Genomic DNA, 15,839 nt, shown 5'->3' with positions numbered 1-15,839 from the left:
TCCTATAGGAAATATGCTCCCACGACGCCGGAACGCAACCCCTCCGCCTCAGCTCGTGTGGGACGCGTCCGCGCGCGAACGCAACCGGACGGCGTCGATGTGGAGCCGCATCGCGGCGACGGCCGACGTCGGGTCCGCAGCCAGCGCCTCCAGGATGGCCCGGTGCTCCTGGACCGCTCGATCCGTGTCGTCCCCGCCGCCCTCGACGATCTGCCGCATGCGGTGCACGCGCGTCGTGATGATCTCGGACATCTCCTCGAGGAACGGGTTCCGTGTCGCGTCGAAGATCAGCTGGTGGAACTGCCAGTCGCTGCGGAAGAAGCGGGCCATCAGCTCCTCCGGCGCCTGCGCTGCCCCGACGGCCGCGACCTCGGCGGCCACCGCAGCCTGCTCGTCGAGCGCTGCCGCGAGTCGCTCGCGCAGGCCGTCGACGTCGCCGCGGGCCGCGAGCTCGACCGCGCCGCTCTCGACGATGAGCCGGGCGTCGAACAGGGCCTCGAGCTGGTCGCCGGCCAGGGGCGGGGAGACCCGGTAGCCCTTGTTCGCTTCACGGGTGACGAGGCCGGTGCGTTCGAGTTGCACCAGGGCTTCGCGGACCGGGGTCGGCGAGACTCCAAGGGAGCGGGCCAGGCCGTCGATCGACAGCCGCATGCCCGGTTCGACGTCGTGGCCCATCAGGACCTCGAGCACCCGGTCGTAGACGCGGTCGCGCAGGCCGAGCTGCGTGATGCGCTCCGTCCCGAAGCCGGGCATGGTCGTGGACATGGGTCGATCCTAGAGAATCCACGACTCGGGCTGGGCTTACATAGTAGAGTCATCCTCATGCTAACCAACGGGGGAACGGCGGCCGCCAATACGACCGCTGAGCAATCAGCCATTCGTGAGGACTATTGGCGGAGTGTCGCGGCCAACCAGCGGCTGGGAATCAACAGTGCTGGTGCCCTCTGGGACTGGCTTGTGTCCGATGACTTCGAGAAGCTCGCAAACTGGGACCTCACAGCCGGCGAGAACCTGTTCTTCCGCGGTCAGTCAGACATCTCCTACGGGCTCTCATCGAGCCTGTACCGACAGCTCCGAGCGGCGAAGCCGAACGGCAAGATCACAGAGCTGGACCTGCGCGCCGCTGAACAAGCAGTCGTTGCCGCGATGCGAGCTGAAGGACTCGGACGTCGGATGACGGATTTCGAACTCATCACCGTCCTACAACACCACCTCATGCCGACTCGCCTCATCGACGTGTCGCGATCTCCACTGGAAAGCCTTTACTTCGCTGTCGAGAACAACCACGGGACTGACGGTGTCTTGTTCATGATCAACCCCAAGGGCACGGAAGAACTGCGCTTTGACGGTCCTGAACTCCCGTGGTCCCACTTCAAAGCGGGCGAAAAAAATAGCGATGCCGCTTGGACGAACACGGTAACGGTGGCTGAACATGGCTCACTCGACCCACGCATGCGAGCACAGAACGGCACATTCCTGGTGGGCGGCCTCTTCAGGTCCTACGGAGGGATGGCGATGTACAACAGCGCCGGGAACATTGACTCGTCCGTTCGGACGGACGTCACAACGCTGGCCATTCAGTTCATGAAACGGCGCGAGTCCTCGTACGGTGTTGAGTGGGGAGCGGGAGGATGGGTGGTCCGGGTGGAAGCGGCATGGAAGCGTGAGCTCGTCGGACGCCTCCGTGACCTTCCTGAGCCGATTTCAGAGGATACGATATATCCCGCATTCGCCGAAACGGCCAGACTTGCGAAACATGTGATCGCGACCACGGTTTCTACACCGTGATCCCGGCTCGTGCCAGAAGGCGTGAGTGGCCGGTTGGTTCCGAACACGAGGGAGTGAGAGACGGTCTCTCCGAAGCGACCATTCCGCAGATCCGGGTCAGACTCCGCCCACTCGGCGACGCCCTTACCCGCCGTGTCTTTCGGCAACGCCCTCGCCGCGTTCTGACCCGTCAGACCAGGACGCAGCTCACGGCACCCGCACGAACCGCGGCGCCCCACGGTCCCGCAGTCGGAAGCCGAGGTGCTGGTACAGCCCGATCGCCCCGGTGTTCCCGGCGGCCGCGTGCATCAGCGGGGTCTCGCCCCGCTCGCGGATCCCGTGCGCGACGGCGAGCACGAGCCGCCGACCGAACCCCTGCCCCCGGTACGCCTCGTCCGTGCACACCGCGCTGATCTCGGTCCACCCCGGCGGGTGCAGGCGCTCCCCCGCCATGGCGACGAGCCGCCCGTCCCGCCGGATGCCCAGGTACGTGCCGAGCTCGATCGTCCGCGGCAGGAACGGCCCCGGCTTCGTCCGCTCCACCAGGGCGGTCATCTCCGGCACGTCGTCGGGCGTCAGCACGACGGCTTCGTCGTCCGGCGCACCCTCGATCGCCTCGCCGGTCAGCTGCACGCCGCCGGCACCCTCGACGAGCTCCCACCCCTCGGGCAGGACGGCGGCCGCACCGACGCCGAGCATCCCGCCCGACCCGAGCAGCGCCCGGACGTCCTCCCAGTCCTGCGCGGTGGGCTGCTCGGGGATCCCCGTCCACACCGACACGTCGGTCTGGTAGCGGACCACGTCGCCGCGCCGCTCGGCGAACCGCGCGTGGTGGCTGTTCAGCGCGGCCATGGCGGGTGCGTCGAGCATGCGTGTCGGGGTGCCGTCGTCGGCGATGGTCAGGTCGAGGGTCCGGAGCGCGTCGCCGCGGGAGTCTCCGCCGCGGAACCCGAGGTCCTCGATCCGCCGTCGATCGCCGTCCGCCCACCGGGCGGTGTCCGCGACGACACCGGAGGCGTAGTGGTTCGTGGCACGGTGGACGACCAGCTCGACGTCCGCTGTCGAGGCCACGAGGACCTCTCCGGGTCGGGGCAGCGCGGTCGAGGTCGGCGCAGTCGTCGTCATCCCACCATTCTCCGCCCGCGGCGAGCGCCGCCGACGCATCGTTGCACCCGGTGACGGCACGGTGCGAAGTTGACCACCCGGTGCAAGGAAACAACCTCGCACCGGGCGTGCAACCTCGCACCACGGAGAACCTGCGCGAGCGCGAGCGCGAGCACGAGCACCAGCCCCGCCCCGCCTCACCCCAGCCGCGCCGCCACGAACTCCACCATCCGCCGCACCAGCAGCGCCTGCGACGACGCCCGCCGGTACTCGTGCCCCTCACCCTCGAGCTCCAGGTACTCCACGTCGTGCGACCGCTCCCGCAGCGCCGTGACGACCTGGTGCGCCTCACCGATGGGCACGTTCGTGTCGAGCTCCCCGTGCAGGACGAGCAACGGCGCCGTGACGTCGTCGATCGCGCGCATCGGCGACAGTGCCGCGAGCAGGGCTTCGTCCTCGACGGGGTGGCCGTACTTCGTCGCGGCAGCGGCCGCGATCCACGGTTCGGTGTCCCGGTAGAAGGTCGCGAAGTCGCTCATCCCGCACACCGCGACCCCGGCCGCGAACACGTCGGGCGTGAACGCCAACGACGCGAGGGTCGCGTACCCGCCGTACGAGCGCCCCTCGACGGCGACGCGGGAGCGATCGGCGTACCCGTTGGTCACCAGGAACCGCGCGCAGTCGACGACGTCGGCGAGCGCGTTCCACCGCAGCGCCAGGTCGTCGGCGTGCACGAACTCGTGGCCGTACCCGGAGGACCCGCGGATGTTCGGTGCGAACACGGTCACCCCGGCGGCGGCGAGCGCCTGGTGCTGCGGCGAGAACGTGGGTCGTTCCTGCGACTCCGGTCCGCCGTGCAGGTGGACGAGCGCTGCGCGGCCGGGAGGCACGGCACCAGCACCAGGAGCGGCGCCCGCCACCGACGCGGTCGGCTCCACGGCCCGGTACAGCCACCCGGTCAGCTCCAGTCCGTCGCGGGCGGCGAACCGCTCGAGCGTCGGCTCGACCAACTGCACGTCCGGCAGCACCGGCACGTCGGTGACCCGGCTCCAGGTCAGCGCGTTCGTGTCGAGCCGCCACAGTTCGCGCGGCCGGGTCGGCCCCTCGACGGCGAGCAACACGCTCCGGCCGTCGCGGCTGAGCACGGGGTCGGTGACGACGTACCCAGGCAGGTCCGGAACGGGGGTGCGCGAGGCGTCGTGGGTGTTGATGAGGTCGAGTTCGCTGCGACCGTCGACGTTCCAGACGAGCAGCAGCGTGCGGCCGGCGTCGTCGGCGTCCAGGTACTCGAGCTCGGCGTCGTCGCGCTCGACGATCCGTCGGGGTGTGCCGCGCCAGCCGTGCGGGCCGACCGGCTGCGCGACGAGTCCGCGGCGGGGCAGTCCGGCCTCGGTGGCGACGTAGGCGACGAGCGGGCTGGTCTCGCTCGCGGGCGAGGGCCGCAGGAACGCGATCTCGGCGGACCCGTCGGGGTCGTCGGCGAACAGGGCGTGGCTCTCGTCGGTCAGCCGGTCGACCACGACGACGAACTCCTGGCCGCGCTGCCCGTCGCTCAGCACGACGAGCCGTTCCTCCACCGACAGGTCGAGGATGTGGATGAGCTCCCCCACGGCCAGGTCGTCGCGGTCCCCGGTGACCGGGTCGACCAGGTACGCACGGGCCGGCTGCTCGGGCTCGGTCGAGGGCAGGGTGATGACGACCCGGTGACCGCTGCGGCTCCACGGTCCGAGTTCGGCGTGCTGGTACCGCGAGCCGGCGATCTGCGCGGCGTCGGAGCCGTCCGACCGCACCACCCAGACCTGTTGCTTCACGCCGCCGTCGGTCGCGATGGCGACGGCGAGCCACTCCCCGTCGGACGACCACGACACCCGGATCACCGGGTCGTCGGACAGTGCGATCCGCACCGGCTCAGGCAGCTCGTCGCCGACGACGACGTCCTGCACGAAGACCTCGGGGGTGCCGTGCCGGTCGCTCACGAACGCCACGCGCCGGGCGTTCCGGGTCATGGTCGGTCCCCACGATCCCCAGGCGGCGGTGAGCCGCGCACCCAGGTCGGCCGCGGCCCTGGTGGTGACCGACGGCTCGACGATGGCCGACGACGCGACGCCCTGCGCGCCTCCAGGCCGGACGGAACCCACGATCACCGCACCCCCTGCTGCTGCAGCCACATCTCGATCAGGCCGAGCTGCCAGAGCGCGTTCGCGCCGATCGCGGTCCTGGTGCTGTTCGGGTCCTGCAGCATCCGCTCGACGGTGGCGGGGTCGAAGAGCCCGCGCTCCCGCGCCTCGGGTGCGTGCAGCGCGTCGCGGACGCGCTCCAGGTACGGGCCCTCGAGCTGCCGGATGGCGGGGACCGGGAACGAGCCCTTGCTGCGGTCGATGACGGTGTCGGGCACGATCCCGCGCGAGGCGCGCTTCATCACGCCCTTGCCGCCGTCGGTGAGCTTCATCGACGGCGGGATCGCGGCGGCGAGCTCGACGAACTCGTGGTCCAGGAACGGCACACGGGCCTCGAGCCCCCACGCCATCGTCATGTTGTCGACCCGCTTCACCGGGTCGTCGACGAGCATGATCGTGGTGTCGCTGCGGAGCGCGGCATCCACGCTCGTCTCCGCGCCCGGCCGTGCGAACTGGCGGTCCACGAACGCCGACGGGGTGTCGTCGTCGCTCTTCCACCGCTCCCCGAGCAGGGCCTGCAGCGCCGGCCAGCGGCGGTCCATGAACACGGAGCGGTAGGCCTCGGCGGCCTGGTCGCGGGGCACGTCGGCGAGCGGCGGGTACCAGTCGTAGCCGGCGAGCACCTCGTCGGCGCCCTGCCCGGACTGCACCACCTTGACGTGCTGCGAGACCTCCTGCGACAGCAGGTAGAAGGCGACGCAGTCGTGGCTGACCATCGGCTCGCTCATGGCGGCGACCGCACCGTCGATGCCGTCGAGCAGCCGCGACGAGGGGATGTGGATGCGGTGGTGGTCGGTGCCGAAGTGCGCAGCGACCTGGTCGGAGTACTCGAACTCGTCGCCGGACTCACCGCCCGCCGCTTCGAACCCGATGCTGAACGTAGCGAGGTCCTGCTGCCCGGCCTCGGCGAGCAGCCCGACCACGAGCGAGGAGTCGATCCCGCCGGAGAGCAGCACCCCGACGGGGACGTCGGCGACCATCCGGCGCTCGACGGCGGTGCGGAGCGAGCCGATGAACGCCTGCTCCCAGTCCCGCTCCGACCAGTCGGCCCGGGCGGGGTCACGCTCGAAACGGGGCTCCCAGTAGACGGTGTCGTGCGCGGTGCCGTCGGGCTCGATCACCCGGACGGTCGCCGGCGGGAGCTTGCCGACGCCGGCCAGGATCGTGCGGGGTGCGGGGACGATGGAGTGGAAGCTCATGTACGAGGCGAAGGCGACGGGGTCGATGGACGTGTCGACTTCCTTGGTGCCGGTGCCGCTCGCGCCGCCGTCCCCCGCCAGGATCGCGGGCAGGGAGCTCGCGAACCGGAGGCCGCCCGGGACGGGTGCGACGTAGAGCGGCTTGATGCCGAGCCGGTCCCGCGCGAGCACGAGTCGGCCGCTGCCGTGCTCCCAGATGGCGATGGCGAACATCCCGATCAGGTGGTCGACGAACGCGGTGCCCCACTCGGCGTAAGCCAGGGCGATGACCTCGGTGTCCGACGTCGACGCGAACCGGTGCCCCTTGCCGTGCAGCTCGTCGCGGAGCTGCCGGTAGTTGTAGACCATCCCGTTGTAGGCGATCGTCAGTCCGGCCTCGGCCAGCACCATCGGCTGCGCGCCCGCGGTGGACAGGTCGACGATGGACAGCCGTCGGTGCCCGAGCGCGACCGGGCCGCGAGCCCACAGGCCGTCGCCGTCCGGTCCGCGGTGCGTCATGCAGCCGGTCATCCGGGCGACCGCCCCGACGTCCGGCGCTCGGCCGTCGAACCGGATCTCACCCGCGAGTCCACACATCAGCGCTCTCCCTCGGTGTCCGCCGGGCCGGAGTCGGTGTCCGCCGGGGCGTTCCCGACGATCCACGTGTCCTTCGCGCCGCCGCCCTGCGACGAGTTGACGACCATGCTGCCCTCGGGCGCGACGCGCGTCAGGGCCACGTCGGCCAGGTGCACGTCGTCCGGTCCGGTCCCCGTCGCGTAGACGAAGGCCCGCAGGTCCACGTGCCGCGGGTCGAGCCCGGCCGGTCCGATCGTCGGGTGCGAGGACAGCTGCACCACCTCCTGCCCCACCCACCCGGCGGGGTCGGCCGCGATCTCGCGCCGTCGCTCGGCCACCTCGGGGGCGCTCGCGCTCGGTCCGATCAGGACCCCGCGGCCGCCCTCGCCGTCGACCGGCTTCGTGACGAGTTCCCCGACGCGGTCCAGGACCGACAGCCGTTCCACCTCGATGCTCGTGCGGTACGTCGGCACCGATGCCAGCAGGGGCTTCTCGTCCAGGTAGTACCAGATCAGGTCCGGCACGGTGACGTACATCGCCTTGTCGTCGACGAGCGCGTTGCCCGGCGCGTTCGCCAGGTAGACGCGTCCTGCCTCGGCGGCGTCGAGGATCCGCGCACCCAGGTCGGGAGCGTGCTCCGCCGTCAGCGCGCTGACGTCGCGGTCGATCCGCAGGTACAGCCCGTCGAGCACGTCACCCGTCGTCGCGTCGACCACGCGTCCGTCGCGGACGTCCAGGTCCGACCCGGACAGGAGGCGCATTCCGGCACCGTCAGCCAGCCTGCGGTGCTCGAACCACGCGCCGGCGGCGGGGCCGTCGCTGACCAGCGCGATCACGGGGTCGGTCGCGCCCGTCACCGCGGTGGTGTTCGCGCAGAGGGTCCGGCGCAGCCGGTCGATCACGCCGTGCGGGTCGCGCAGGTGCGCCGGCCGCGGGGCGTCCGGCACGACGTCGTCCATCAGCTCGCGCAGGGCGATGCCGTACGCGACGCCCGAGGGCGAGCGGACGTTGTCCTCGAGCACCCGCCAGCCGCCGAACTCGTTGCGCACCAGGTCGAACCCGAGCACCGGCGCACGGACGGCGGTCGCCGGCAGCCGGGTGGCGTCCGGGTCCCAGCCCTTCGCGCCGACGAAGTGGTCCGCGTCCAGCACGCCGTCGGCCACGATCCGCCGGTCGCCGTACGCGTCACGCAGGAACAGCTCGATCGCGCGGGCACGCTGCCCCAGGCCACGCTCGAGCTGCGACCACTCGTACGCGCTGATCGTCCGGGGCACCAGGTCGCAGCCGAACTCCTGCGCCCCGCCGTCCACCACGAAGCCGACGTGGTGCTCGCGGGTCCAGGCGTCGCGGGCGGTGCAGCGCTCGATCGCGGTCTCGGCGTCCCAGCCGTCGAAGAACGCCGCCAGGTCACGGAACGCCGGACGGGGGCGTGCCCCGGGGCCGACCGCCTCGTCGCCGGCACGGACGCGGTACCCGGGGATCGGGACCACCGGGTCCTCGTCGCGTCCGGACGGGAGCCCCGCGGTGTCCTCCACCACCAGGGCGACGACGTCGTCCATCTCCCCGCGCTCGGCGTAGGCGGTGCGCTGCCGGTCGGTGGAGTTGCCACGGGCCAGGGTCGCGTCGAGCAGCTCCGTCACCGTCCCCCAGTCGCCGAGCTCCTCGAGCTCCGGGCGCAGGCGGGACACGAGCTGGCGCACCGCGACCTCGGCGGGCAGCCGTTCGGGGTGCTGTCCGAGGCCGACGAGTTCCCCGCTCAACCCGGAGCGGGCGGCCTGCCACATCGCCGCACGGTGCAGGGGTTCGCTGCGCGGGTGCCACTCGGCACCCGACACGACCGACTTCTCGGCCTTGCGCACCGCGGCGCGGAAGAGTCCGGCGATGAGCACGGCATCGTCCACCACCGGGGTCGCGTCGCAGACCCGGAGCTCGAGCGTCGGAGCGTGCGACGACGGCCGCACGTCGAAGTAGGCCATCTTCTTGTCGGCGATCACGCCCGAGGCGATCAGGTCGTCGAGCACCCGGTCGTACTCGGCGGCGTCCTCCACCGGACCGAAGCTGCCAGCCGACGGCCACCGCTGCCAGATGATGCTCCGGAACGAGGCGTACCCGGTGTCCTGCCCGTTCCAGAACGGACTCGACGCGCTCAGGGCGAGCAGCACCGGGAGCACCGGCGCCACCCGCTGGGCGATCAGCACCGCCAGGTCGCGGTCGCTGACCCCGACGTGCACCTGCAGGCCGCAGATGAGCTGTTCGTCGACGAGCATCCGGTACTGCTCCTGCATCCGGCCGTACCGACCGCCGGAGCTCAGCTCGAAGTCAGCGTACTCCGACCTCGGCGCGGTGCCGACGGCCGCGATCGTGACGCCGGCCGGGGCGATCGCGGCACTGAGCTCACTGCGCAGGTCGACGATCACCCGCCGCAGGTCGTCGAGGGTCCGCACCACCGGGGTGTTCGTCTCGATCGTCGTGCGCTGCAGCTCGGCGCCGAAGCGGTCGGTGGGCAGTTTGGGCAGAAGGCGCGGGGCCTTCGCGGAAAGTCGGCCGGACTCGAGGTCGATGAGGTGCAGCTCTTCCTCGGCGCCGAGCGTCAGCTCTGCACTCATGGCTGGAACCTACGCGCGGCGGCTGTGGTGCGCACTGCGGCACACCGCCTGACTCGTGCCCGTAACACGCACGTCCACCGAGCGTCACGAGCACTGAACTCCCGCCCGCACCGTGCGAGGCGCGCCACCCCGTGCGAGGTTCCACGCACCGTGCGCCGCTACAAGCGCGCACCACGCGGCCAACCCCGCACCAGCCCACGCACCTCGCACCGTGCGCCCCGCGCCAACCTCGCACCGGCCCGCGAAAGCCGCACCGTGCTGTGGACGGCCCACCCGCACTCGGGAGGCACGGTGCCAGCCCGCCACGCGCCTCCCGTCCGCACCGTGCGCACCTCTTCACCCCGTGCGAAGTTCCACGCACCGTGCGCCGCTACAAGCGCGCACCACGCGCGCAACCCCGCACCAGTCCACGCACCCCGCACCGTGCTGTGGACGCACCACCCGCACTCGGGAGGCACGGCGCCAGCCCACCACGCGCCTCCCGTCCGCACCGTGCGCACCTCTTCACCCCGTGCGAGCTTTCAAGCACCGTGCGCCGCTACAAACGCGCACCACGCGCGCAACCCCGCACCAGCCGACGCACCCGACACCGTGCCGGTGCCAGCGCGCGCGGAGCTCAGCCGCGGGTCCGGGCCAACCGCCGGTTGAGCGCCCCGTTCAGCAGCGCGACGAGCAGCCCCACCGCGAACACGAGCGTCCCGAAGCACAGCACCTGCGGCGGCATCCCGGCCTTCGCGGCGCCGTAGACGAACAGCGGGAAGGTCACCGCGGGCCCGGCGACGAACGAGGTGATCACGTAGTCGTCGATCGACATCGCCAGCGCCAGCAACCCGGCGGCGAGCATGCCCGGCGCCAGCAGCGGCAGGGTGACGAGCCGGAAGGCCTGGAACGGCGTCGCCCCGAGGTCACCCGCGGCCTCTTCGAGTGCCCGCGATGTCCCCGCGATCCGGGCCCGCAGCACCACGACCACGTAGGCGACGTCGAACGCCACGTGCGTGATGAGCACGGTCAGGAACCCGGTGCCGAGCCCCACCGACAGGAAGAAGGAGAGCGACGCGGAACCGACGACGATCGACGGCGCCGCGATGTCGGCGAACACGACGGTGTTCACGACGCCGCGACCGGGGAACCGGTACCGCTCCAGCGCCAGCGCGAGGGGCAGCCCGATCGCGACGGAGATGACCGCGGCGAGGAAGGCGACCACCACCGAGGTGACGAAGGCCGCCCCGAGCCCGGACACGTTCACCAGGTTCGCGTACCAGTAGGTCGTGAAACCGTTCCAGGCGAACGACAGCCGGTTGGTGGGGGCGTCGTTGAACGAGTACACGATCATGTAGACGATCGGCACCAGGGTGATCGCGATCGTCACCCAGTACACGATGGCGAGCCAGGGCCCACGGCGGTTCACCCCGTGACGACGCGGGCGGCCGGCGACCGAACCGGTCACGGGCGAGGCCGGAGCGGCGGCGGAACGGGACGGTGCGACGGCGGTCATACGAGGTCCTCGAGGTCGTCGGTGCCGGAGACGCGGGCGTAGATGAACAGGATGATGCCGAGCACGACCATGAGCACGGTCGACAGGGCTGCGGCGACGTTGTACTGCTGGTTGCCGGAGTAGGCGTCCTGGATCGCCTGACCGATCGTGTACGTGTTCGTCCCGCCGAGCAGGGCCGAGTTCACCGGGTCGCCGACGCTGTCGATGAAGACGAGCAGCACCCCGGCGAAGATGCCCGAGCGGGACAGCGGCAGCGTGGTGTGCCAGAACGCCCGGAACTTGCCGGCGTACAGGTCGTTCGCGGCCTCGCCGAGTCGTGGGTCGATGCGCTCGAGGGCGGCGTAGATCGGCAGCACCATGAAGGCCAGGTCGTTGTAGGCGTCACCGAAGATCACCGCGCCCCCGGTGCCGAGGATGTGGAAGTCCTTCCCGGCCAGCCCGAGCGCCTGCAGCGTCGTGACGACCGGCCCCTGCGACGCGAGCACGAACGCCCACATGTCGGTCCGGATGATGAACGACACCAGGAAGCTGATGAAGACGAGCATGAGCAGCGGGTTCTTCCACCGCGGGGACACCCGGAACGCGATGAAGTACGCCACCGGGTACCCGACGACGATGCAGACGATCGTGGCGGCGGCGCCGTACCAGAGCGACCGGAGCAGGAACGTCAGGTAGGGCACCTGCGGGTCGACGAACAGCGAGCCGTAGATCCCGAAGTTCCAGGTGAACGTGTAGCCGTCGTCCGGGTTGCCGGTCATGAGCGAGACGATCAGCCCGGACACCAGCGGGATGACGAAGAACACGCAGAGGTACGCGGTGCCGACGAGCGCCAGGAAGAACGGCGTGCTCCGACGGCGTCCCCGCCGCACCGGCACGGAACCGGACGGACCGGCGGAACCACCGGGACCACCGGGACCGACCCCCGGCGCCACCCCGACCGCGCTCACGACTGCACCACCGCGTTGAAGATGCCGTTCCACTCCGAGTACTCGTCGTAGTTCTCGAACACCCGGAACTCGTGCGACTGCTCCAGCACGTCGGCAGAGGGGAACACGAGCGGGCTGTCCGCCACGGTGGCGTCGTCGAGTTCGTCCCGCACGTAGTCCTCGGCCGCCGGCACCGGGCAGACGTAGTTGACCCAGTCCTCGACGATCCCGGCGACCTTCGGCGTGTAGTAGAAGTTCATCCACTCGAGCGCCGACACCGGGTTCTCGGCCTGCCGTGGGATGAGCATGTTGTCGTGCCAGGTCATCTGCCCCTCTTGCGGCGTGACGAACTCCAGGTCGGGGAACCCGGACTGCTGCGCCTGGAAGACGTCGCCCGACCACGCCTGGGTGATCCAGGTGTCGCCGTTCTCCAACCGGTTGATGTAGCTCTGGTCGTAGAAGCCGGTGACGCTCGGCCGCAGTTCGCGCAGCCAGGCCTGGGCCTTCCGCCAGTCGGCGGGCGTCGAGGTCTCCGGGTCGATGCCGAGCGCGAGCAGTCCGAGCGACCCGAGTTCGGTGTTGTCGCTCATCAGCCCGATGCGACCCTTGAACGCCGGGTCCTGCAGGTCCTTGAGTGAGGTGATCTTCCGCCCGGTGTACTTCGGGTTGTAGGCGAGCCCGGTGAACCCGGTCTGCCACACGACGGAGTGCTTGTTGCCCGGGTCGTAGATGGGGTCCTTCACGGAGTCCGAGGCGTTCGCGGCGAAGTTCGGCAACCGCGAGTGGTCGAGCTCGCACACGAACCCGTTCTTGATCATCTGGGTCAGCTCGAACCCGTTCGTCATGACGACGAGGTCGTAGCCCGTCGCACCGTGCGCCCGCAGGATCGGTGAGACGGTCGCGTAGAAGGTCGCGTTGTCCTGGATCACCGCCTGGTAGTCGACCGCGATGCCCGTCTCCTTCTTGAACAGCGCCAGGGACTCGGACTTGCCGTGGTCGGAGTCGATGTACAGCGGCCAGTTCGCGAAGTTCAGGGTGCCGGTCGCCTTCGCGTCCTTCCAGAACGCCGCCCAGTCGACGGTGTCCTCGGCGCCGGCGGCCGCGGAGCCCTTGATGCTGCAACCGGTGAGCAGCGCGGCCAGCGCGGCGGCCCCGCCGCCGGCCAGCAGGCCGCGTCGGCTGACGCGAGCCGACGTCAGCCCGCGCAGCAGGTCCGGACCGGGCACCGCGCCGGTCACGCGAGCGATCCTGCCGTGGCGGGGACGCTCTGGAGGCCCGGGTCGTCCTGGGTGGTGACGGTCGCGTCGGACGCGGGGTGCGCCTCCAGGCCGAAACCGTGGTCGACGCCCCACGTGAGCCAGACCTCGGTGCCGGTCGCGATCCGCGGCCCGCCCTTCGAGTTCTGCGCGAACACCGAGACGCGACCGGCGCCCGGCACCTCGACCAGGTACTGGGTGCTGACGCCGGAGAACGAGACGTCCACGACCCGACCGGGGCCGAGGATGTTCCGTCCGGCCTCGGGGGTCGGTTCGGCGGTGCGGATCTTGAGCTTCTCGGGCCGGACGCCGACGACGACGCGACCGGTCGTGGCGACGGCTCGGTCGGCCGGCACGGCGATCGAACCGGCCGCGGTCGCGACGACGAGCAGGCCGGCATCGGTGCCGCGCACCTCGCCCTCGAGCAGGTTCGACTGGCCGAGGAAGTTCGCGACGAACGCCGTGCGCGGCAGCTCGTACAGGTCCTGCGGGCTGCCCATCTGCTCGATCCGGCCGCCGTTCATGACGGCGACCGTGTCGGCCATCGTCATCGCCTCTTCCTGGTCGTGGGTGACGTGCAGGAACGTGAGCCCGACCTCGGCCTGGATCGTCTTCAGCTCGAGCTGCATCTGGTGGCGGAGCTTCAGGTCGAGGGCGCCGAGGGGCTCGTCGAGCAGCAGCAGGGCCGGCCGGTTCACGATCGCTCGGGCCAGGGCGACGCGCTGCTGCATGCCACCGGAGAGCTGGGCGGGCCGCTTCGACGCCGACCCCTCGAGCTCGACGAGCCGCAGCGCTTCCGTGGCCTTCGTCATCGGGTCCGGGATCCGGCGCCGCTTCAGCCCGAACGCGACGTTGTCGAGCACGCTCATGTGCGGGAAGAGCGCGTAGTTCTGGAACACCGTGTTGACGGGCCGCTGGTACGGCTTCGTGTCGGTGACGTCCTGGCCGCCGATGGTGATGGTGCCGCTCGTGGGTTCCTCGAGCCCGGCGACGAGCCGCAGGGTCGTCGTCTTGCCGCAGCCCGACGGGCCGAGCAACGCGAAGAACGAGCCGGCGGGCACCGTCAGGTCGAGGCTGTCCACCGCGGTGTGGCCGGGGAAGGACTTCGTGATCTGGTCGAGCCGGAGATCGGCTCCCGATTCGGCGAACGTTCCGGTCATTGCCATGGTGCCTCCAGGGGGTGGTCGGCCTCAGCCGATGTAGGACATGACGTGCTTGATGCGGGTGTAGTCGTCGAAGCCGTACTGGGACAGGTCCTTGCCGTACCCGCTGTGCTTGAACCCGCCGTGCGGCATCTCGGCGACGATCGGGATGTGCGTGTTGATCCACACGCAGCCGAAGTCCAGGTCGCGGGCGAAGCGCATCGCCCGCGCGTGGTCGGTCGTCCACACCGAACTCGCCAGGCCGTACTCGACGCCGTTCGCCCACGTCAGGGCCTGCTGTTCCGTCGAGAACCGCTGCACGGTCTGCACCGGGCCGAAGATCTCCTGCTGCACGGCCCGGTCGTCCTGGCGCAGGCCGGCGACGATCGTGGCCTCGTGGAAGTACCCGCGGTCGCCCTGTCGTGCGCCGCCGAGTTCGATCGTCGCGTGGTCGGGCAGCGTGTCCAGGAACGACTGCACGTGCGCGAGCTGGTTCGCGTTGTTGACGGGGCCGTAGTAGCCGTCCGACCCGGTTCGCGCGTTGAGCCGTGCCTCTGCGGCGAGCGCCGCCACGAACTCGTCGTGGATGCCGTCCTGCACGAGCAGCCGGGTGGCCGCGGTGCAGTCCTGTCCGGCGTTGAAGAACCCGGCGGCGACGATCCCGGCCACCGCCGAGGGGATGTCCGCGTCGTCGAACACGATCACGGGTGCCTTGCCGCCGAGCTCCAGGTGGGTGCGCTTGAGGTCACCGGCGGCGGCACGGGCGACTTCCATGCCGGCGCGGACGGAGCCGGTGATGGACACGAGCTGCGGGATGGGGTGGTCGATCATCGCTGCGCCGGTGGTGCGGTCCCCCACGACGACGTTCAGGACCCCCGGCGGCAGGAACTCGGCGGCGACCTCGGCGAGCAGCAGGGTCGACAGGGGCGTCGTGTCGCTCGGCTTGAGCACGGTGGTGTTCCCCGCGGCGAGCGCCGGCGCGAACTTCCACACCGCCATGTTGAGCGGGTAGTTCCACGGGGTGACCTGGGCGACGACACCGATGGGCTCACGCCGGACGAACGAGGTGTGGTCGGCCAGGTACTCGCCGGCGCTCCGGCCCTCGAGGTTCCGGGCGGCCCCGGCGAAGAAGCGGATCTGGTCGACGGAGAGCAGGATCTCGTCCTCGACCAGGGTGGCGCGGGGCTTCCCGGTGTCGAGCGACTCGAGGTCGGCGAACTCCGACGCCCGCTGCTCCATCGCGTCGGCGATCCGGAACAGGGCGAGCTGCCGTTCGCCGGGGGTGGTGCGGCGCCAGGTCTCGAACGCGGTCGCGGCCGCACCGAAGGCGGCGTCGACGTCGGCGGGGGTGGACACCGGGGACGTGCCGTAGACGTGCTCGTCGGTCGGGTCGACCAGGTCGAACGTGGTGTCGGCGGTCGACTCGACGGAGGCGCCCCCGACGAAGTTCCGCAGGACCCGGGTGTCGGTGTCCGCCGTCGCCGTGCTCTGTGCGTCCAGCATGGCGGTGATACTGACACGGATTCCGGCGGTGCGGAAGAAGGATCCGGAGGTTGTGGAGAACTGTAACAACGGAAATCGTCGCGAAACACGGAGTTCACAACGGAATCCC

At 70.7% G+C, this 15,839-nt stretch carries 11 protein-coding genes; 1 reads left to right on the top strand and 10 read right to left on the bottom strand.

Annotation, left to right across the window (positions count from 1 at the left end):
* Window positions 1-48 precede the first annotated feature (48 nt).
* Window positions 49-765, bottom strand: a complete 717-nt coding sequence (locus DEJ08_RS00260) for a GntR family transcriptional regulator (protein ID WP_111053598.1) — start codon at window positions 763-765, stop codon at window positions 49-51.
* A 57-nt stretch (window positions 766-822) separates the two neighbouring features.
* Here DEJ08_RS00260 and DEJ08_RS00255 point away from each other — a divergent pair, with 57 nt between their 5' ends.
* Window positions 823-1,788 carry an FRG domain-containing protein gene (locus DEJ08_RS00255; protein ID WP_111053599.1) on the top strand — a complete coding sequence of 322 codons (966 nt, stop codon included), beginning with the start codon at window positions 823-825 and terminating at the stop codon, window positions 1,786-1,788.
* 186 nt (window positions 1,789-1,974) lie between these two features.
* Here the strand turns inward: DEJ08_RS00255 and DEJ08_RS00250 are convergent, their stop codons facing one another.
* The 9 genes from DEJ08_RS00250 to DEJ08_RS00210 all read right to left on the bottom strand — a co-directional run bounded on the left by DEJ08_RS00250 (window position 1,975) and on the right by DEJ08_RS00210 (window position 15,730).
* Window positions 1,975-2,892: a GNAT family N-acetyltransferase gene (locus DEJ08_RS00250; protein ID WP_220035424.1), complete on the bottom strand. Its 918-nt coding sequence runs from the start codon at window positions 2,890-2,892 to the stop codon at window positions 1,975-1,977.
* A 176-nt stretch (window positions 2,893-3,068) separates the two neighbouring features.
* On the bottom strand, window positions 3,069-5,039 hold the full coding sequence (locus DEJ08_RS00245) for a S9 family peptidase (protein ID WP_284180494.1): 1,971 nt from the start codon (window positions 5,037-5,039) through the stop codon (window positions 3,069-3,071).
* Window positions 5,012-6,823: an N-acetylglutaminylglutamine amidotransferase gene (locus DEJ08_RS00240; RefSeq protein ID WP_111053601.1), complete on the bottom strand. Its 1,812-nt coding sequence runs from the start codon at window positions 6,821-6,823 to the stop codon at window positions 5,012-5,014. Before DEJ08_RS00240 ends, DEJ08_RS00245 begins: the two co-directional genes overlap by 28 nt.
* Window positions 6,823-9,408, bottom strand: a complete 2,586-nt coding sequence (locus tag DEJ08_RS00235; protein WP_111053602.1) for a carboxylate--amine ligase/circularly permuted type 2 ATP-grasp protein — start codon at window positions 9,406-9,408, stop codon at window positions 6,823-6,825. Before DEJ08_RS00235 ends, DEJ08_RS00240 begins: the two co-directional genes overlap by 1 nt.
* A 616-nt stretch (window positions 9,409-10,024) precedes the next feature.
* Window positions 10,025-10,903, bottom strand: a complete 879-nt coding sequence (locus DEJ08_RS00230; protein WP_111032498.1) for an ABC transporter permease — start codon at window positions 10,901-10,903, stop codon at window positions 10,025-10,027.
* On the bottom strand, window positions 10,900-11,850 hold the full coding sequence (locus DEJ08_RS00225; RefSeq protein ID WP_111053603.1) for an ABC transporter permease: 951 nt from the start codon (window positions 11,848-11,850) through the stop codon (window positions 10,900-10,902). The genes DEJ08_RS00230 and DEJ08_RS00225 overlap by 4 nt, the downstream gene beginning before the upstream one ends.
* On the bottom strand, window positions 11,847-13,067 hold the full coding sequence (locus DEJ08_RS00220; protein ID WP_220035425.1) for an ABC transporter substrate-binding protein: 1,221 nt from the start codon (window positions 13,065-13,067) through the stop codon (window positions 11,847-11,849). Before DEJ08_RS00220 ends, DEJ08_RS00225 begins: the two co-directional genes overlap by 4 nt.
* A complete protein-coding gene (locus tag DEJ08_RS00215; protein WP_502869441.1) occupies window positions 13,064-14,245 on the bottom strand; it encodes an ABC transporter ATP-binding protein in 1,182 nt (393 codons plus the stop codon). Before DEJ08_RS00215 ends, DEJ08_RS00220 begins: the two co-directional genes overlap by 4 nt.
* A gap of 30 nt (window positions 14,246-14,275) precedes the next feature.
* Entirely contained in the window at window positions 14,276-15,730 is a 1,455-nt protein-coding gene (locus tag DEJ08_RS00210; protein WP_111053605.1) for a gamma-aminobutyraldehyde dehydrogenase, read from the bottom strand.
* Window positions 15,731-15,839: the final 109 nt, after the last annotated feature.

It is taken from the genome of Curtobacterium sp. MCLR17_054, from assembly GCF_003234335.2.
Classification (GTDB): domain Bacteria; phylum Actinomycetota; class Actinomycetes; order Actinomycetales; family Microbacteriaceae; genus Curtobacterium; species Curtobacterium flaccumfaciens.
This window is presented reverse-complemented; position numbering and strand designations above follow the sequence as displayed.

Coding starts and splice junctions, on each gene's coding strand:
- DEJ08_RS00260 (WP_111053598.1), bottom strand. CDS start 765: ATGTCCACGACCATGCCCGGCTTCGGGACGGAGCGCATCACGCAGCTC.
- DEJ08_RS00255 (WP_111053599.1), top strand. CDS start 823: ATGCTAACCAACGGGGGAACGGCGGCCGCCAATACGACCGCTGAGCAA.
- DEJ08_RS00250 (WP_220035424.1), bottom strand. CDS start 2,892: ATGACGACGACTGCGCCGACCTCGACCGCGCTGCCCCGACCCGGAGAG.
- DEJ08_RS00240 (WP_111053601.1), bottom strand. CDS start 6,823: ATGTGTGGACTCGCGGGTGAGATCCGGTTCGACGGCCGAGCGCCGGAC.
- DEJ08_RS00235 (WP_111053602.1), bottom strand. CDS start 9,408: ATGAGTGCAGAGCTGACGCTCGGCGCCGAGGAAGAGCTGCACCTCATC.
- DEJ08_RS00230 (WP_111032498.1), bottom strand. CDS start 10,903: ATGACCGCCGTCGCACCGTCCCGTTCCGCCGCCGCTCCGGCCTCGCCC.
- DEJ08_RS00215 (WP_502869441.1), bottom strand. CDS start 14,245: ATGACCGGAACGTTCGCCGAATCGGGAGCCGATCTCCGGCTCGACCAG.
- DEJ08_RS00210 (WP_111053605.1), bottom strand. CDS start 15,730: ATGCTGGACGCACAGAGCACGGCGACGGCGGACACCGACACCCGGGTC.